Origin of the sequence: Citrobacter sp. RHBSTW-01013, from assembly GCF_013781985.1 — a bacterium.
GTDB lineage: Bacteria > Pseudomonadota > Gammaproteobacteria > Enterobacterales > Enterobacteriaceae > Citrobacter > Citrobacter braakii.
Genome location: NZ_CP056186.1, coordinates 146030 through 164278 on the forward strand (window position 1 = coordinate 146030; position 18249 = coordinate 164278).

Annotated in this window: 21 protein-coding genes and 2 pseudogenes; 19 read left to right on the top strand and 4 right to left on the bottom strand. The window is 53.6% G+C overall.

Features of this window, described 5'->3' with window-relative positions; genetic code table 11:
• Positions 1-7 precede the first annotated feature (7 nt).
• The 9 genes from HV350_RS25815 (at position 8) to repA (ending at position 5273) form a co-directional block, all read left to right on the top strand.
• Entirely contained in the window at positions 8-574 is a 567-nt protein-coding gene (locus HV350_RS25815; protein WP_071687468.1) for a DUF2726 domain-containing protein, read from the top strand.
• On the top strand, positions 571-1299 hold the full coding sequence (gene traX, locus HV350_RS25820) for a type-F conjugative transfer system pilin acetylase TraX (protein ID WP_181630723.1): 729 nt from the start codon (positions 571-573) through the stop codon (positions 1297-1299). Before HV350_RS25815 ends, traX begins: the two co-directional genes overlap by 4 nt.
• Positions 1300-1538: 239 nt before the next feature.
• Positions 1539-1889 (top strand): hypothetical protein, encoded by a 351-nt coding sequence (locus tag HV350_RS25825; RefSeq protein WP_071687465.1) that lies wholly within the window; start codon positions 1539-1541, stop codon positions 1887-1889.
• Positions 1886-2596, top strand: a complete 711-nt coding sequence (locus HV350_RS25830) for a hypothetical protein (protein WP_071687464.1) — start codon at positions 1886-1888, stop codon at positions 2594-2596. Before HV350_RS25825 ends, HV350_RS25830 begins: the two co-directional genes overlap by 4 nt.
• Entirely contained in the window at positions 2593-2901 is a 309-nt protein-coding gene (locus HV350_RS25835; protein WP_071687463.1) for a hypothetical protein, read from the top strand. Before HV350_RS25830 ends, HV350_RS25835 begins: the two co-directional genes overlap by 4 nt.
• 98 nt (positions 2902-2999) lie before the next feature.
• Complete coding sequence (locus HV350_RS25840) at positions 3000-3563, top strand: phospholipase D family protein (RefSeq protein ID WP_071687462.1); 564 nt, start codon at positions 3000-3002, stop codon at positions 3561-3563.
• 130 nt (positions 3564-3693) lie between these two features.
• The gene (locus HV350_RS25845) at positions 3694-3951 is read left to right on the top strand and encodes a replication regulatory protein RepA (RefSeq protein WP_071687461.1); all 258 of its coding nucleotides are present in this window, start codon (positions 3694-3696) and stop codon (positions 3949-3951) included.
• 232 nt (positions 3952-4183) lie between these two features.
• Positions 4184-4261 (top strand): RepA leader peptide Tap, encoded by a 78-nt coding sequence (gene tap / locus HV350_RS25850; protein WP_071687510.1) that lies wholly within the window; start codon positions 4184-4186, stop codon positions 4259-4261.
• The gene (repA, locus tag HV350_RS25855) at positions 4254-5273 is read left to right on the top strand and encodes a plasmid replication initiator RepA (protein WP_071687460.1); all 1020 of its coding nucleotides are present in this window, start codon (positions 4254-4256) and stop codon (positions 5271-5273) included. The genes tap and repA overlap by 8 nt, the downstream gene beginning before the upstream one ends.
• A gap of 15 nt (positions 5274-5288) precedes the next feature.
• Here the strand turns inward: repA and HV350_RS25860 are convergent, their stop codons facing one another.
• The 3 genes from HV350_RS25860 to araD all read right to left on the bottom strand — a co-directional run bounded on the left by HV350_RS25860 (position 5289) and on the right by araD (position 8247).
• Positions 5289-5537 carry a hypothetical protein gene (locus tag HV350_RS25860; protein WP_127663654.1) on the bottom strand — a complete coding sequence of 83 codons (249 nt, stop codon included), beginning with the start codon at positions 5535-5537 and terminating at the stop codon, positions 5289-5291.
• Positions 5538-6383: 846 nt separating this feature from the next.
• A protein-coding gene (locus HV350_RS25865) for an IS1 family transposase (RefSeq protein ID WP_230133463.1) occupies positions 6384-7081 on the bottom strand; the annotation gives its coding sequence in 2 pieces (ribosomal slippage) (positions 6384-6832 and positions 6832-7081; 699 coding nt in all).
• A 470-nt stretch (positions 7082-7551) separates the two neighbouring features.
• Entirely contained in the window at positions 7552-8247 is a 696-nt protein-coding gene (araD, locus tag HV350_RS25870; RefSeq protein WP_058670805.1) for an L-ribulose-5-phosphate 4-epimerase, read from the bottom strand.
• A gap of 439 nt (positions 8248-8686) precedes the next feature.
• Here araD and HV350_RS25875 point away from each other — a divergent pair, with 439 nt between their 5' ends.
• The 7 genes from HV350_RS25875 (at position 8687) to HV350_RS25905 (ending at position 16766) form a co-directional block, all read left to right on the top strand.
• Positions 8687-9496 (top strand): DeoR/GlpR family DNA-binding transcription regulator, encoded by an 810-nt coding sequence (locus tag HV350_RS25875; RefSeq protein WP_058670806.1) that lies wholly within the window; start codon positions 8687-8689, stop codon positions 9494-9496.
• A 276-nt stretch (positions 9497-9772) separates the two neighbouring features.
• A complete protein-coding gene (locus HV350_RS25880; RefSeq protein WP_058670807.1) occupies positions 9773-10777 on the top strand; it encodes a substrate-binding domain-containing protein in 1005 nt (334 codons plus the stop codon).
• Positions 10778-10844: 67 nt separating this feature from the next.
• Entirely contained in the window at positions 10845-12359 is a 1515-nt protein-coding gene (locus HV350_RS25885) for a sugar ABC transporter ATP-binding protein (RefSeq protein WP_058670808.1), read from the top strand.
• Positions 12352-13338, top strand: coding sequence for an ABC transporter permease (locus tag HV350_RS25890; RefSeq protein ID WP_058670809.1), 987 nt, complete (start codon positions 12352-12354; stop codon positions 13336-13338). Before HV350_RS25885 ends, HV350_RS25890 begins: the two co-directional genes overlap by 8 nt.
• A 13-nt stretch (positions 13339-13351) precedes the next feature.
• Entirely contained in the window at positions 13352-14398 is a 1047-nt protein-coding gene (locus HV350_RS25895) for an ABC transporter permease (protein WP_058670810.1), read from the top strand.
• Complete coding sequence (locus tag HV350_RS25900; protein WP_058670811.1) at positions 14398-15291, top strand: L-ribulose-5-phosphate 3-epimerase; 894 nt, start codon at positions 14398-14400, stop codon at positions 15289-15291. The genes HV350_RS25895 and HV350_RS25900 overlap by 1 nt, the downstream gene beginning before the upstream one ends.
• Positions 15288-16766, top strand: a complete 1479-nt coding sequence (locus tag HV350_RS25905) for an FGGY-family carbohydrate kinase (RefSeq protein ID WP_058670812.1) — start codon at positions 15288-15290, stop codon at positions 16764-16766. The genes HV350_RS25900 and HV350_RS25905 overlap by 4 nt, the downstream gene beginning before the upstream one ends.
• Positions 16767-16796: 30 nt before the next feature.
• Here HV350_RS25905 and HV350_RS25910 read toward each other — a convergent pair.
• Positions 16797-16960 (bottom strand): annotated as a pseudogene (locus HV350_RS25910) (IS1 family transposase); the annotation flags it as partial.
• A 101-nt stretch (positions 16961-17061) separates the two neighbouring features.
• Here HV350_RS25910 and HV350_RS25915 point away from each other — a divergent pair.
• The 3 genes and pseudogenes from HV350_RS25915 to arsD all read left to right on the top strand — a co-directional run.
• A pseudogene (locus HV350_RS25915) lies at positions 17062-17208 on the top strand (IS1 family transposase); the annotation flags it as partial.
• Positions 17209-17473: 265 nt separating this feature from the next.
• Entirely contained in the window at positions 17474-17827 is a 354-nt protein-coding gene (arsR, locus tag HV350_RS25920) for an As(III)-sensing metalloregulatory transcriptional repressor ArsR (RefSeq protein WP_001114073.1), read from the top strand.
• Between the two features lie 47 nt (positions 17828-17874).
• Positions 17875-18237 carry an arsenite efflux transporter metallochaperone ArsD gene (gene arsD, locus HV350_RS25925; RefSeq protein WP_000783215.1) on the top strand — a complete coding sequence of 121 codons (363 nt, stop codon included), beginning with the start codon at positions 17875-17877 and terminating at the stop codon, positions 18235-18237.
• Positions 18238-18249 lie beyond the last annotated feature (12 nt).

Sequence of the window (18249 nt, forward strand, 5' to 3'; positions counted from 1 at the left end):
AAAAAGTATGGTTATTGCGATTGTTATTATTGTCATTCTGCTGGCCGGTTTTGTGGTGCTGTTCCGGCAGGCCGGCCGGGCCAGCCATCCCCTGCTGCAGGCCCTGCGGGCGCGGGGAATGCGTCCGGGGACGGCGGAGCAGTTGTTGTGTGCCAGGCCATCATTTGTCAGTGCCGGACGTCTGATGACGGTGCGGGAACAGCGCTTTCTGCGTCGTCTCGACAGGGTGACAGATACCCGCCAGTGGCGTCTGTGTCCGCAGGTTCGGGTGGCCGATATTGTCCGCGTGGCCCCCGACCGGAAGTCCGGCAGTCGGGAATGGTGGCAGCTGTTCCGCCTGGTCTCACAGTGGCACTGCGATGTGGTTATCACGGACCGTGACGGGCGTATCGTGGCAGCGGTGGAGCTTGACGACCGTACCCATCAGGCACCGAAACGCCAGCGCCGGGACCTGTTGCTGGAGGAAGTACTGAAGCAGGCGGGAATCCCGTTGCTGCGGGGTGATGACGAACAGCAGTTGGCGGAGTGCGTCAGGGAGCATCTGTGTGCACAGCGTCCGGAGGGGACCACATGAATCCGGACCCCGTTGCCGTACATCACATCAGACCGGTCCTGACCTTCTCCGCGCTTCAGCGCGATGTCATCCGGACAGTGGCATTTCTGGCGATGGCGGGGGACCACCTCGCCACCGCCTTTCAGGCTGACCTGCCACTGCTGAACATGGTCGGGCGCTGTGCATTCCCCCTGTTTGCACTGGTCAGCGGGTGCAACCTGACAGGTAAATCCATCAGGCAACGAAGCCTGAACCGTCTGTGGCTGATGGCGCTCCTGGCCCAGCCAGGTTACTGGCTGGCCTTCCGGGACGCGGGACTGGTCTGGTGGCAACTCAATATCCTGTTCACTTTTGCGGTGGTTATGCAGATGACCCGGTTCCTGCAGAACACGACTGTACTCAGTGGCATTGCCGCCTTCGCGGCCCTGGTGGGGTATCTGCCGCTCAGTTCTGCCAGCTACGGCATATCCGGTCTGCTGATGCTCGCCGGGGCGCTGCTGGTCTGGCAGGTCAGGGACACGCTGCGGTCCGCCATGTTTGCCATCTGGCTGCTGCTGATTGCCCTGCTTAACGCCCGTCACGGGGATGTGATGATGCTTTCCGGCGTGATTCTGACGCTGACGGTGCTGTTCTGTGTTCACGGGCTGGTACCGGCTTCCGGACGACGTCTGCAGGCCGGACGCTGGTTTGCGCCGGGGTATGCCCTGCATCTGTTACTCATCGCGCTGATGGTCAGTCTGCACTGACATCAGCTTCCGATTTCCCACATAAACAAAGGAGTATGTATGTGCGCTCTTAAATATGGCGCCCTGATTTGTGTCGCGGCTCTTGTCTGGCTGACGGGATATCTGTCTTTACGCAGCTTCCAGGCGGAAGGGGCCAGTCTTAAAACCTGCGCGCTGATGTCAGGGCCCCCTCTTATCTGGCTGGCTTACCAGAAAGCCTGTCTCTTTGTTCAAAAATTCACGACTGAAAGGAAATCATCATGAAAAACAAGAAAATCATTCTCTCAGCTGCTGTCGCATTGCTGATGTCTGGCGGTCTGGCATTTGCAGGATTTGACAGTACTCCAAAGACTCAATATGTGGGCCCGCCATTCGGCAGCACTCTACAACCTGATTATCTGAGCCAGCAAGGGGAACAGGTAACGACTAACGTGCTGTTGCGCCAGATTCTGGCGGAGGTCATCAGGTCAAACAACCTGAAAGAAGACAGACGTTGCAGCGACGGTGAAAAACAGTACTCGCCGGGCTACGTCATTACGGTCGACAGGAAAACGCTGCGTTGTGACAGCGGCAATGGCTATCCGGAGTGGGTAGCGGAGGGTAAGTCATGAGTTTCTTCAGCTATTTCCGTCTTCGCACCGCGCAGCAGGTGCTGTGTGTTTCGTACAGTGTCCCACTGGCGATATTTCTGACGACCGCTTTCTCGCCGTTCGGTACCTGGTCCGGTTTGTGGTTTTTTAATTACGTTGTTGTGCTGATGGCGCTGAGCTGGGGCGGGCTGGCGCTGTACACCCGTGAGACTGACCGGGTTCGCCAGCTTGCTGACTCGCGGGAGGTCACCATCCGCAATGGCAGACGTGTCGTTGTGGCCAGAATGAAGGCGCATGAGAAGGCGCAGCTGGTATGGGAGGTACTGCTGGACGATGATGTTATCCGCCGCCAACTGCAGGTGTGGTGGCACGGGACAGCCCGTTTTCTGGTGTTCAGCATCAGGTATCTGCCGGCCGCTGTTCTGATGACGGTCTGGCTTGTTTTCTGGCTGATACCCGACGTGGCCGGGGAGATAGTGGAACAAATCAGGGAGTGTCCGGCAGACCGTGTGGTCAGGTGGGCTGCGGGGGCGCTGACATCAATGTATGTCATCACCGGCCTAGCGTGGGTGATATGGAACGTTCAGATGGACCGGCTTCCGGTTAACTGCTTTCGTGAGGCCTTTCTGGCGAAAGTGGCGGCATATCAGCAGTGTGGTGACGAAATGTCCGCTTCCGGAACAGATGCCCCCGCAGCGCATACTGAACTCAGGGTGGACGGAAAATGATTGTACCCGTCGATGTAAACCGTGATGAGCACGGATACTGGGCGCATCCTGCACTGACCCGCAGCGGCTGTGAAACCCCGGCAGAACTTCGCTACTGGCTGAGAACCCACGGGCTGGAGTGCTTCGTGATGACCATGCGCGACGAGGCGCCTGAAGCCTTTGCTGCCGGATTCACTGACGAGGCACCAGATGCGCGCGGCTGGCTGCCGGAACCGCCGGATAATGATGGCTGGTTCCTGGGCTCGGTCCATGATACCCGCGACGGACCTGTCTGCTACTGGTTCCGTAATACCACAAAGGCCTGACGCCTCCGCAGGGCGTCGTTGTCCAACCCCGGCAATCGGGGAAAAGCGAGTTTCCCCCGATTCCGGCGTTTCTGAATACATCCCGCGAAGGAAATACCATGCAAATAACTCACAAAATACCTGTGCACCGATGGCTTCTGCCCGGCCTGCTCGGTCTGGCAATGTGTGCACCAGTCCCCATCACTTACGCCGCTGCCATTGAAACTGGTTTTTCTCCGGAAGGTACTGCTCTGCAGCTGGTTCTTAAGACAATTGAGACCGCACAGCAGGAAATCCGTCTGATGGGCTATTCCTTCACATCTCCGGAGGTGGTCAGCGCCCTTGTCAACGCAAAACGCCGTGGAGTGGATGTGAAAGTTGTGCTGGACTGGAAAGCCAATACCGGCAAAAACAACAACGCCAGCAGGGCGGCAATGAACTTGCTGGTCGGTGCCGGCATTCCGGTACGTACCGTCAGTGCGTACAAAATTCTGCACGACAAAGTGATCGTGAGCGACGGCCGCCACACCGAAGTGGGATCGTTTAATTATTCTCGGGCAGCAGACCGTTCGAATTCAGAAAACGTGCTTGTCGTCTGGGATGACCCGGTAGTCGCGCAGAAATACCTGAACCACTGGACATCCCGCTGGGCGCAGGGAACGGACTGGATACAGACGTACTGACCCTGTAGTGCACGATCCTCAGACGTAAACCGTGCGCCAACGCGGGTTACGTTCATAAAGTAAGTCGCTGATTTCCTGAATCTGTAGTATTCTCTGCAAAGATCCTTATTTGATCTTTGAGGAGGCAGAGATGTCGCAGGTTGAAGGTGCAGTAACTTCCTCATCGAAAGTAAAGCGTCAGTATAGAAAAGGTAATCCTCTTACTGATGCAGAAAAGCAAAGGCAGTCAGTCGCTCGCAAGAGAGCATTGCTCAAAGAGGTTAAAGTTTTTCTTGATCCACAACTTAAAGGATACCTTTTGAGTATGTGTGAGCAGGATGGGCTAACTCAGGCTGAAGTATTGACTACTCTTATCGAGCGTGAAGCGCAGAAAAGAAAATTAGGCTAATGGGCTTACTTTCTTGAGTGTTTCATTTTTCGATGCTAGATTACTGATCGCTTAAAGAATTTTTGGCTGGCCACGCCGTAAGGTGGCAGGGAACTGGTTCTGATGAGGTGTCTACCCGGAGCCAGAAAAGCAAAAACCCCGATAATCTCTCTAATCTTGGCGGGTCAGGAGATTACCGGGGCCTACTTAAACTGTATAGCCATCAATCAGGCTATGCAGGGAGTATAGTTTTATGCTCAGAAAAGTTCAATACCTGTTTCTGTGCCCATTACTCCTTCCGTGCATTGTAAGTACAGGAAGAAGTGACTGAAAGGCACAATCCGCAACACTGGAGTCAGCTGTCGACCGAAGACCAGATCCGTTTCTGGGAGCGTGTTGATGAGGGCGATACATCCTCTTTTCTGGTTACGCCAGAGAAGAAGCGTACACGTCGCCGCCGTGGCGAACACTCCACTAAACCCAAATGCGAAAATCCGTCCTGGTTCCGTCCTGCGCACTATAAAGCGCTGGGTGGACAGCTTGGTCATGCCTATAACCGTCTGGTGAAGAAAGATCCGGCGACAGGGCAGTACAGTCTGCGCATGCATATGTCCCTGCACCCTTTTTATGTCCGCGAACGGCAGCGTGCTGGGCGTAAGTACGCCTTTCGTCCGGAAAAACAACGACTGCTTGATGCCCTGTGGCCGATGCTGATCAGTTTCTGCGATGCCGGCAAACATACTGTGGGCATGTGTGTGTCCAGGCTGGCCAGAGAACTCAGCCCAAAGGACGCAAAGGGGAATGTCATACCCGAAACGGAAGTCACCGTCTCCCGTCTTTCCTGCCTTATTTCTGAGCAGGTGCGCTTTGGCACGCTGGGTGTGTCAGAAGAAACCTCCTGGGACCGTGAGTCCCGTAAGCGGCTGCCCAAATACGTCTGGATAACCACCACCGGCTGGCAGATGCTGGGCGTGGACCTGATGAAGCTACAGGAACAGCAGATGAAGCGGCTGCGTGAGAGTGAAGAACGTCGCCGGCTCATCGAGGAAGGTATTCTGGGGGAAGATGAAGATATTTCTGTCCATGCTGCCAGAAAGCGCTGGTACCTGCAGCGCAGCCATGAAGCACTGAAATATCGCCGGGAGAAAGGTGCGGCGCGTAAACGCGCCAACCGGCTGGCCAGGCTGCCACAGGACCGGCAAATTTACGAGATGACGCTCTTCCTCAAAAGGACTCTTCCTGCAGATGAGGCTTACCAGTGCTCTGATGACCATCTGAGGAGACTGGCCATTAAACATCTGTACCAGCTGGAGCTGTCGCTGGCTGCTCCACCACCACACTAGCGATATCAGCCCCCGTTAATTTTCTGTCGCCAGCCCCTTACGGGGCTTGTGGTGCTGGTTCCGTTCGCCCATTTTTCGGCAGTCCATCGCTTTTTCTTCATAATCTCCCTGTGTTCTCCCATTTTTACGGTCGCAGGAGCGTTCATATTGACGACAGGACTGAGTTATCCACACATTTCCGCAAACAAATAAGTAAAGCTTTTCACAAACAGATATCAGCAAACCCGGAAAATAATCTAACCCCCCTTTATTAATCCCCTGCATCGCAAGCCTGCAGGGAGATCCTTTATCCTCTGAAACGCTGTGAGTAAATGATATAAGGCCCGCCCTTGCAGCGGACTTACGTCCGCGCCGGTTCGGAAACACCAGAAGTACCTCCCGTCGCACAGCGCCGGGCCCCTTCAGTGCAAATAGTTACAACATCCAGAATTTTGAACAGCATAATCAGAGCAAAAACCCACCATCCAGCCCCTCCCGGCACTGAAAAGCGAGGCCGCCCCGGGCCAAAGGCCCGAAACAACATCGCTTTAAATGCTGGATGATGTAACTAAACATTTAAGTTGCTGCCAGTAACATCGCGGCAGGTTCTCAGTACAGCCCCCGGGCACCGGCTTCGCCGGCACCACGGCTCCGGAAATCACGCCCTGTACGTCGCAAGCGCCGTACAGCCCGCTCACCGGAGTTAAAAGGGCTTAATGAAACCACATCATGGCTATCAGCGGGTTATGGCTTAGCAGGGCGAAGGGATGGATTGGTGGAACCTGTCAACAGCGTAACCGGCTGCGCCGGGCTACGGCGCCATTAACAACCGTGCTCTGGTCAACTTCTGAGGGCGCCTCTATGCGCCTCTGGCGCATTCCCGGAATGCCTGCGCACTGCTCGGCATTCTTAACCCGAATATTGAAGCTGCATTTCCGGCTACGCCGGGTCCCGGCGCCACTCACCATCAGTATTCTGTTTACCACCTGATGGCGCCTCCATGCCGCCTCGCGGCATTCGTGACCACCGCTTATGCTCAGCAGTAGAAATACTGACGTTAAGCCTCTGCCGTAGTATATTTTCGCGATTATCCTTAGCTACGGCTAAGGCTGGCCGGGTAATGACTCCAACTTACTGATAGTGTTTTATGTTCAGATAATGCCCGATGACCTTGTCATGCAGCTCCACCGATTTTGAGAACGACAGTGACTTCCGTCCCAGCCTTGCCAGATGTTGTCTCAGATTCAGGTTATGCAGCTCAATTCGCTGAGTGTAACGCTTGCTGATTACGTGCAGCTTTCCCTTCAGGCGGGATTCATACAGCGGCCAGCCATCCGTCATCCATACCACGACCTCAAAGGCCGACAGCAGGCTCAGAAGACGCTCCAGTGTGGCCAGAGTGCGTTCACCGAAGACGTGCGCCACAACCGTCCTCCGTATCCTGTCATACGCGTAAAACAGCCAGCGCTGACGTGATTTAGCACCGACGTAGCCCCACTGTTCGTCCATTTCAGCGCAGACAATCACATCACTGCCCGGCTGTATGCGCGAGGTTACCGACTGCGGCCTGAGTTTTTTAAGTGACGTAAAATCGTGTTGAGGCCAACGCCCATAATGCGGGCGGTTGCCCGGCATCCAACACCATTCATGGCCATATCAATGATTTTCTGGTGTGTACCGGGCTGAGAGGCGGTGTAAGTGAACTGTAGCTGCCATGTTTTACGGCAGTGAGAGCAGAGATAGCGCTGATGTCCGGCAGTACTTTTACCGTTACGCACCACGCCTTCAGTAGCTGAGCAGGAGGGACAACTGATGGAGATGGAAGCCACGGGAGCACCTCAAAAACACCATCGTACACTAAATCAGTAAGTTGGCACCATTACCTAAATCCCCGGGACAACCACAGAATCCCACAATTATCTCGCTTATCCCTGTTCATTTATCTCACTTCTAATCACCAGGCAGCTCAACGAGAGGCCACGAAAAACACCAGACTATGAATCACCCGCAGAGCGGTTCAATGAGTGTGTTGCATCCATCGGTTGAACTCACAGCCGAAAGCGCAAAGTCGGTCGGCGCAGGTGAATCTGGCGGTGGCGTTCAGTCATTACAACGAGCATCATCCCTACCGTGCGCTGGGGTAGCGCTCACCACGGGAATATATACGCAGGAAGTTATCGCAACCGTAAGGGAGAAAAAGCGTCTGGATATATAGGGTCAAATCCACATTACATAAAACTGGCATGGCCGATCCACCATACCAGAACGAATAAATTCTCTCTTCCTGAGTAGAACGCGATTATTGCCCGTAATACGCATTCACCCCGTGCTTACGCAGGAAGTGTTTATCCAGCAGCGTCTGCTGCATACTGTCAACGCCGGGCTGTAGCTGACGGGTGAACAGATTCATATAGGCGATCTCTTCCAGCACTACGGCATTATGCACGGCATTATCCGCATCGATGCCCCAGGCAAAGGGACCGTGGCCGTTGACCAGCACCGCAGGGATATCCTTCGCGCTAATCCCCTGCTGATTCACCGTTTCCACAATGACATTCCCGGTTTCATGCTCATACTGACCGTTAATTTCCTCATCGCGCATCAGCCGGGTGCAGGGAATCGTGCCATAGAAATAATCGGCGTGAGTGGTGCCCAGCGCCTTCAGCGGCTGACCGGCCTGCGCCCAGATCGTCGCGTGGCGAGAATGAGTATGTACCACGCCGCCGATATGCTCAAAGGCACGATACAGCACCAGATGCGTCGCGGTATCGGAAGAGGGTTTTTTATCACCCTCTACCACTTTCCCGGTTTGCAGATCGACCACCACCATATCTTCCGGCCGCATATCTTTATAATCCACGCCGGAAGGTTTAATCACCACCAGACCGCATTTACGATCGATTCCGCTGACGTTTCCCCAGGTAAAGGTAACCAGCTTGTGGGCGGGTAATAATAGGTTTGCTTCAAATACCTGTTGTTTTAATTTCTGCAGCATAGTTTAACCTCACGTAATAAAAAACTTATTTGCAGATGACGAATAAATCGCTGCAAATATTCATTTCATCAATTAAGAAGGAGTGAATGGTTTATTACGTTACGTCTAATACTCCGCGGCGAAAAGCCTGTGGGAATGGCAAAATTAGCCAAACAAACGAAAACGGTCGAATTTGGTCAAAAACGGGCATTTATGACTTGACCGTTTATGTTGATTTAAAGCTGTTAATGAATTTTTATCTGCAATAACGCCCGCTTTTAAGTGATAAAAATCACATTAAAATGCAAAAAATAAATAAAAACATCAATGTATTGTGATATTTATCACGTTATGGTATATGAAAAACCCAGCGATCAGGTTTCTTGAAATCAGTCACTTTAAAAATAACTGAAAAGTATGAATATTAGGCCATGTGATAAGCAATGGAATCGGGCTATTTATGTTACAGGCTGAGCGTTATAAGATGATTTGTAGCTATGTGCAACAGAATGGCTCCGCGCTGGTTGCTGAACTGTCGGCTATGTGCAGCGTTTCGCAGGAAACTATCCGCCGCGATTTAAATCTGCTGGAACGTAACAAGAAACTGATTCGCAGCTTTGGCGGCGCAGTGTCACTTGATGACTATGATGACCGCACCCGGCCCGTGCAGAATGCTTTCTACAAAGCGGATACTATTGATTGGGCAGAATCGTTACGCAAAAGAACGGAAGAACATCCCGATATCAAGATGAAACTGGCCAAGGCTGCGCTGCAGTTTATTCAACCCGGCGACTGCATCCAGCTGGATAACAGCAGCACCTGCTGGTTCCTGGCACGACAGATCCCGGATATTGATATCACCGTCGTAACCAACTCGCTCAAAATCATCCAGGCGCTGGCCTGCCGCGATAAAGTGCGTATTATTGGCTGCGGAGGTGAATACTCTGAACGCCACGAGGATTTCCACGGCCCGGTGGCGGAAAGCGCGATTCGTAACTTTCAGATCAATACTTTCTTTTTCTCCTGTCAGGGACTGAATCTGGAAAATGGCATTCGTGACGGCAGTGAAATTAACGCCCGCTTAAAGCAGGTGATGCTACAGGTTTCCGGCAAGAAAATTCTGCTGGCCGACTCCAGTAAATTCGATCAGTTCGCATTTTGTAAGATTTGCATGCTCGATGACATTGACATTTTAATCACCAATAAAGTGGCTGAAGAAAGAAACTGGGGAGACAGTCCTGAATTTAGTGTGATTGAAGTTGATAAATAAGTTCTTTAGCAAAAATAAAACCCGTCCGTTCTGGCTCAATTAACCAGAACGGTTTTATTACCGTCAATAACAGTAAAAGTTGTAATAAACCGGAACCGAAATACACTATCACCATTGTTTTATTCAATGGCTAAAGCGGATTAATGCATACTTTGCGTTAGCCGTTGCCGCTCATTTTATTTAGCAACGCGCGGTGTAATGGCGAAGGGGAAACCAACCAAATAACGAACTATTAGGCAACGATGAAAATTAAAATAACCTTCTGAGGATCTAATAATGAAAAAATTACTCTTACCCTGTGTAATCGCCTCACTGATCGCTTCATTTTCCACCTGGGCTGATGACGCAGCGGTCCCTCAAAAAGCCAACAAGCCTTTTACCATGGGCGTGGTGGTGAAAGTAGGTGGGATTCCCTGGTTTAACGTGATGGAACAGGGGATTAAAGAAGAAGGTAAAGCCCTGGGTGTGAACGCCTGGCAGGTGGGGCCAACCACCGCCGATCCGGCCGAGCAGGTGCGCGCCATTGAAGATTTGATTGCCAAGAAAGTGGATGTGATTGGCGTGGTACCAAACGACGCCAAAGTGCTGGAACCGGTACTGAAACGCGCGCAGGAAGCGGGTATCAAGGTTATTACCCACGAATCACCGGCACAGGCCAATGCGGACTGGGACTTTGAATTGCTCGACACCCAAACCATGGGCGCTAACCATATGAAAGATATGGCTGCCTGCATGGGTGAAGAAGGCAAATATGCCATGTTCGTTGGCAGCCTGACCGTTCCGCTGGTAAACGACTGGGCCAACGCGGCCATCGCCTACCAGAAAGAACACTATCCGAAAATGCAGCTGGTTGAAGACCGTTTTGGCGTCGCCGAATCGGTAGATGACTCCATGCGTACCGCCAACGACCTGATGTCAAAACACAAAGATCTGAAAGGCATTATGTCCTTCGGCTCGCAGGGCCCAATCGGCGCAGGCCGCGCTATCGACAAGCGTAAGAAAAACAATGATATCTGCGTCTTCGGTACATTTACCCCGGGTCAGGGCATCAAGCTGCTGGAGAAAGGAGCGATCGATGGCGGCTATATCTCTAACCCGATGACCGCCGGCAAGGTCTTTGTGCAGGTGGCGACGGCGATGATGAACGGAGAACCGATCAAAGACGGCGTCAAACTGGGCGACATGGGCGAAATCAAAATAAAAGGCAACACCATCCTCAGCGATAACCCGGAAAAACTGGATGTGGAAAACACCAAACGTCTGGTGAAACTGGGCCTCTGACCCTGAGCCGTATCGCCGGAGCCTTTGCGCTCCGGCTTTATTCACGTCTAACACCAGGGCAAGAACGATGCTTAATAATAACAATGTCGATAATGCCGCCGCGCTGATCACGCTGAACGCGCTGTCAAAAAGCTTTGGCGGTCATCAGGCATTAAAAAACATCACGCTGACCTTAAACCAGGGCGAAGTCCACTGCCTGGCCGGAGCCAACGGCTGCGGTAAAAGTACACTGATTAAAACCATCAGCGGCGTCTACGCGCCCGATGCCGGCAGCGAAATCATCATCGACGACAAAACCCATGCTCGCCTGACGCCCGATCGCGCCAGGGCCTTAGGCATTCAAGTGATTTATCAGGACCTGTCGCTGTTTCCGAATCTGACCGTCGCCGAAAACATTGCCTTCGAATACAACCTTAAGGGCTATTTCGGCTGGTTTAAGCAAAAAAAACTGAAAGAAAAAGCGCAGCAGATCCTCAACGAACTGGCGTTCAATATCGATCCGGACGCGCTGGTGCAGCATCTTCCAATAGCCCAACGTCAGCAAATCGCCATCTGCCGCGCGTTGGTTGCAGATGCCCGGCTGGTGATTATGGATGAGCCCACCGCCTCGCTGACACGAACCGAAGTGAACCAGTTGCTGCGCACAGTGAACTACCTGCGTGATAAAAACATCACTGTGGTCTTCGTCAGCCACCGTCTGGATGAAGTGAAAGAAATTTCCGACCGCATTACCGTGATCCGCGACGGCGAGAAGATCGGCACCTGGGACGCCGCCGCCCTATCCACCGGCAAAATCACCGAGCTGATGACCGGATTAGTCATTGAACACCAGCAGAAGCTGCCGAACGCCGAACTGGGTAAAGTGGTGCTGGAGCTGAATCACCTCAGCCGCAAAGGCCAGTTTGACGATATTTCCCTCCAGCTACATCGTGGCGAAGTACTGGGTCTGTGCGGCCTGCTGGGCTCCGGCCGTACCGAGCTGGCGCTGAGCCTGTTTGGTATCACTCATCCCGATAGCGGCAAGATCCTCCTTGATGGTAAACAGGTACAGATCAAAGACAACACCCAGGCACGAGAAATGGGCATTGCCTATGTTTCAGAAGACCGTCTGACGCTGGGTGCCATTCTGCCGCAGTCGGTTGCCGACAACATGGTGATTTCCATTCTCGATGAGATCAAAACACCGTGGCATATGATCGATGAACAGCGCAAAGACGCGCTGGTGCAGGAGTGGATCAAAGATCTGGATATCAAGGTGACCAACCCGGATAACCCGCTTTCAACCCTTTCCGGCGGCAACCAGCAGAAGGTGGTGCTGGCGAAATGGATACTCACCCGGCCAAAAGTGTTGATTCTTGATGCGCCCACCGTCGGCGTGGATATCGGTGCGAAAGACAGTATCTACAAGTTGATCCACCGCCTGTCCGGCGTCGGTATTTCGGTGCTGCTGATCACTGATGAAGCCCCGGAAGCCTATTACAACTGCGATCGCGTGCTGCATATGAAGCAGGGAAAAATCATTAACGAGTTAATTCCTTCAACGCTGAGCGAACATCAATTCGCGGAGGCCATCAATGGCTAACATTTTTAAAATGCCACGTTCGGTCGAAGGCTGGCTGGGCTGGGTTATCGCGTTAATGCTGGTGCTGTTTTCAACCTTAAGCAGCGAGTTTTTGTCGATCCAGAATCTGCTGGATTTGACCGAAAGCTATGCCGTAACCGGGATTTTCGCGCTGGGTTTATTTGTGGTGCTGGTGACCGGCGGCATTGATATTTCCTTCGCCGCCGTGGCTTCCGTAGCGCAGTATTTTATTGCCTCACTGTTGCTCAACGATGTGATTGCCAGCCCACTGCTGTGCATCGTGCTGGCGATTGTCTGCGGTGTGGTCTTCGGGCTGATTAACGCCGTGCTGATCTACTACCTCAATATCGTCTCGATCATTATCACCATCAGTATGCAGTCGCTGCTGTTCGGCATGCTGATGTGGATTACCAACGGTCATAGCATTTACGACCTGCCCGACTGGTGGATCAGCCAGCGCACTATCCTGCCCTTCGAATACGGCGGCGAAAGCTACCAGGTGGGCCTGCCGGTGGTCGTGATGCTGGGCATGGCGCTGCTGACCTGGCTGCTGCTGAATAAAACCCATATCGGTCGGCAGCTCTACGCCGTCGGCGGCAGCAACGAATCCGCCCGTCGTATCGGCATCCGCGTCTCCGTTATCTATCTGTTTGCCTACGGCTATCTGGGCGCGTCGGCGGCGATTGGCGGCATGCTGCAGGCGTACCGCATGAGCGAAGTGGTGCCTAACGCGCTGGTTGGCGGCGAGCTGGATGTGCTGGCTGCGGCGGTGTTGGGCGGTGCCAGTCTCTCAGGGGGCAGAGGCTCGGTGATCGGCACGCTGATGGGCGTATTCCTGATCGGCATTCTGAAAAACGGCCTGAACCTGATCGGCGTTTCCAGCTATTTCGTCAACATCGTGATTGGCGTCGTTATCGTCGCCGCGATCTGCGTCACCCACTACAAGAAACGCAAAGAAACCGATGTCGGCTTCGTCTGACGGAGACTGTTTAATGAAAAATAAACCCTTTTTACCTCTGGACGGTACCAGCACCGGTCTGCTGGCTATCTGCCTGATTGCCACGGTGGCCTTTTCACTGGCGATGCCGGGCCGCTTTCTGACCGAAAACACCTTTCTGAGCATTGCGTTTCAGTTGCCGGAACTCGGCCTGCTGACCTTTGCGATGTTTGTACCCATGCTGAGCGGCGGCTTGAATCTGTCGATTATCGGCACAGCCAACCTCACCAGCCTGTTTATGGCCTGGCTGCTGATCAACTACATTCCGGTTGATGCCAGCATCGGCATTCAGTTGATGTGGCTGGTACTGGCGCTGCTAGGCGCGGCGGGGATTGCGGTGCTGATTGGCGTACTGACCGGGCTGATGATTTCCCGCGTGGGCGCGCACCCGATTCTGGTGACCCTCGGCAGCATGACCATTATCAGCGGCATTGGGGTGTACCTGACCAAAGGCGCGGCGCTGAGCGGCATGCCGCCGATCGTGCGCAGTATGGGATCGGAAGTGATATGGGGAGTCCCGGTTCCGCTGATTATCTTTATCGTCGCCACCGTATTTTTGGCCTTGCTACTGGGCAGAACGCGCCTCGGCAAAAATATCTACATGTGCGGCAGCAACATTAACGCCACCTGGTTCAGCGGCATCCGCACCGACCGAATCATGATGGCGATTTACGCCATTTCCAGCCTGCTGTGCGTGCTGGCGGGGCTTATCATGATGGCCCGCTTTAACTCGGCGCGCATGGGCTACGGAGACTCCTATCTGCTGCTGACGGTGCTGGCTATTGTGCTGGGCGGAACCGATCCGTTCGGCGGCGTGGGCAAAATTATCCACGTCTTCTGTGCGCTGCTGGTGCTACAGGTTATTGCCACCGGGCTAAGCCTGGCGGGTGTCAGCCTGCACTTCAATCTGGCGGTATGGGGCATCACGCTGATTTTCGCCCTGGCGTTCAAATTCTTTAAAAACAAATGGCAGGCGCAGCGGGCAATGAAGCTGAACCAGAAAAAGCACCGGCAGTTGCTGGCAACACGTGGGGAAAGATAATGCGTAAGCATCCATTAGGGATTTACGAGAAGGCCCTACCGAAAGGGACCAGTTGGGTGGAGAAACTGGCCGTGGCGAAATCCTGCGGGTTTGATTTCGTCGAGATGTCGGTGGATGAAAGCGATGAACGCCTGGCGCGCCTGGACTGGACGCAGGCAGAGCGCATGGAGATCATCCAGGCGATTCAGCAGACCGGCGTGCGTATTCCCACCCTGTGCCTGTCGGCACACCGCCGCTTCCCGTTCGGCAGCCGCGACGCGCAGACCCGCCAGCAGGCGTATGCCATTATGGAAAAAGCAGTGCGGCTGGCGCAAGATTTGGGCATCCGTACCATTCAACTGGCAGGCTACGACGTCTATTACGAACCACAGGACGACGACACTATCGCCCGCTTTGAGGACTCCGTGGCCTGGGCCGTTGAACTGGCCGCCGGGGCACAGGTGATGTGCGCGGTGGAAATCATGGACACGCCGTTTATGAACTCCATCAGCAAGTGGCAGGCGCTGAATCAGAAAATTAACTCGCCATGGTTCACCGTCTATCCCGATATCGGCAACCTCAGCGCCTGGGGAAATGAGGTGGACAGCGAGCTGACCGGCGGTATCGATCGCATTGCGGCTATCCACTTGAAAGATACGCTGCCGGTCACGCCGGACTCGCCGGGCCAGTTCCGCGATGTGCCGTTTGGCGAGGGCTGTGTTGATTTCGTCCAGTTCTTTAAAACCCTGCGCCGCCTGAACTATCGCGGCACCTTCCTGATTGAAATGTGGACGGAAAAAGCCGACGAGCCACTGCTGGAAATCATTCGCGCCCGTCGCTGGATTGAAGACAAAATGGCCGCAGCCGGCTGGGGTGAAACTCGCGCCGCGCTGCTCAGCCCGGAGGCAGTATGAGCCACTACTTTATGGGAGTTGATTTAGGTGGGACGGTAACCAAAGCGGGGATTTACACCGCGGACGGTCTGGAGATCAAAGTCGTTGAGCTGGCAGTACCGCTGCTCAGTGAACAGATGGGGTTCTGCGAACGCGATATGGCAGAGCTGTGGTCCGCCACCAGCCAGGTGATTCGCCAGGTGTTGAAAGACAGCGGTATTGCGGCAGATGCGATTCACGGCGTGAGCTTTTCCGCCCACGGTAAGGGTCTGTACCTGGTGGATAAGCAGGGCCAGCCGGTGCGTAACGGCATCGTCTCCTCCGACTCACGCACACAGCCACTGGTCAGCCGCTGGAAAAGTGAAGGCCGCGACGCCGAAGCTTACGGGCGCAGCCTGCAACAGCTGTGGCCGTCGCATCCGGCGGCGCTGCTCGGCTGGCTGAAGGAGCATGAGCCGGACAGCTATCAGCGCACGGGCTATATTCTGATGGTCCACGACTATATCCGCTACTGCCTGACCGGCAAGTTCGCCTGCGAAGAAACCAATATCTCCGGCAGCAATTTGTTTAACCAGCAGCAGGGGGCATTCGACCCTACTCTGTTTAACATCTTCGGTATTGCAGAGATGGCGGAGAAAGCGCCGCCGGTGATCGGTTCCGCCGAATGCGCCGGATACGTCACCGAACAGGCCGCCGTGCGGTGCGGTTTAAAAGCCGGAACGCCGGTGTTCGGCGGGCTGTTTGACGTTGTCGGCGCAGCGTTGGCCTCGGGCGTACACGACAGTTCCTGCCTGAGCGCCGTAGCAGGCACCTGGAGTATTGCCACTCGCGTTTTCGACTGTATTGAACCGTCTGACTATCCCTACGTGTGGGGGAAATACTGCATTCCCGGCACTTTCTTTGTTCATGAAGGCAGTCCGACCTCGGCCAGCAACCTCGCCTGGTTTGTGCAGCAGTTCTTCCCGGATCTGCCGGACAGCTATCGCCAGCTTAACCAGTGGGCGAAAGACGGCTACGAAAAGGATCTCAACATCCTGTTTTATCCGTGGCTGTACGGCTCCAACTTCCACGATAGCCTGCACGGTGGCTTCCTTGGCTTAAGCGGCCACCACAGCCGGGAAGACATTATCTACGCCATCTATCAGGGCATCGTCTTCTCACATCTGCTGCATCAGGATCGCGTGCAAGATCTGGGCACAGGCAGCGACTTCATCCGCTTTACCGGCGGGCCAACTCATTCGAATATCTGGATGCAAATGTTTTGCGACGCCAGCAACCTGCCGCTGGAAATCGTCGACGTGAAGCAGTCCGGCTGCCGCGCGGCAGCGATTTGTGCGGCGGTGGGGGCCGGTGAATACAGCGATTTCCAGACGGCAATGAAGCACTGCCAGCCGCCCACCCTTCGCCTGGAGCCAAACCCGGCTAAACACGTAATGCTGAGAAAACGCTTCGAGCGCTTTAAGCAGATTGCGCAGGCATTAAGTGAAGTGAAGTGAAGACTCCCGTCTGACGGTCATGACTCCAATTTATGGGTAATGATTTATCGTCAGATAATGTCCAATGACTTTGTCATGCAGTTCCACCGATTTTGAGAACGACAGCGACTTCCTGCCCAGCCTTGCAAGATGCTGCCTCAGATTAAGATTATGTGCTGCGTATACCGATTGCTGATAACGTGCAGCTTCCGCACATCGATTTTTGCTATCACGGCCGAAATTCAGGAAATGAAAAAAATGGGTAATGCTGCCAACTTACTGATTTAGTGTACGATGGTGTTTTTGAGGTGCTCCCGTGGCTTCCATCTCCATCAGTTGTCCCTCCTGCTCAGCTACTGAAGGCGTGGTGCGTAACGGTAAAAGTACTGCCGGACATCAGCGCTATCTCTGCTCTCACTGCCGTAAAACATGGCAGCTACAGTTCACTTACACGGGGTCTGAGGGCCAATGGAACGAAAACGTACGCTAAGGAAATAACCAATTGTTATAATTGATATTATTCATTCTTCTCTATGAACTGAAAGCCCGCACTAAGCAATGTTTTAGCCTCAAATGACTTTTTTACCTACCCAACTAACGTAACGATCGCACATCAGGTCGTTTTTCAACCGCATAGTGACACCTGCACTCACATGCGAGAAAACACATATGATTTTGACTTCTTGTTTTGGTGGAGAGACAATACCCATTCATAGCAGGAGTACATAATGCCAGAAATTGCATCCCTACAACTTTTCAAAATACTATCTGATGAAACCCGCCTGGGTATCGTGCTACTGCTCAGGGAGATGGGGGAGCTGTGCGTATGCGATCTCTGCACAGCGCTGGAACAATCACAACCCAAGACCTCCCGCCATCTGGCGATGCTTCGGGAAAGTGGCCTGTTGCTGGATCGCAAGCAGGGGAAATGGGTTCATTATCGCTTATCCCCGCATATTCCTTCCTGGGCTGCCCTGGTGATTGAGCAGGCCTGGTTAAGTCAACAGGACGACGTACAGGCCATCGCCCGTAAGCTGGCATCGGCCAACTGCTCTGGCAGCGGTAAGGCTGTTTGTATCTAAAAATTTTGCCTGTACATATATGTTTTTACGAATATGAGGTGTTAAAGATGAAAATGTTAACGGTGTTTGATCCGGCGATGTGCTGCAGTACCGGCGTTTGTGGTTCAGATGTCGATCAGGTTTTGGTCAATTTTTCTGCTGATGTGCAATGGCTGAAAGGGCGTGGGGTTCAGATCGAACGTTATAACCTGGCGCAGCAGCCTATGAGCTTCGTTGAGAACGAAAAAGCGAAAGCATTCCTTGAGGCTTCTGGAGCTGAAGGGCTTCCGCTGCTGTTGCTTGATGGTGAAACGGTGATGGCCGGGCGATACCCAAAACGCGCTGAACTGGCTCGCTGGTTTGGTATACCGCTGGAAAAGGTGGGTTTAGCTTCCACCAGTTGCTGTGGTGGTAAAACTTCCTGTTGTTGAGTATGTCAGGAG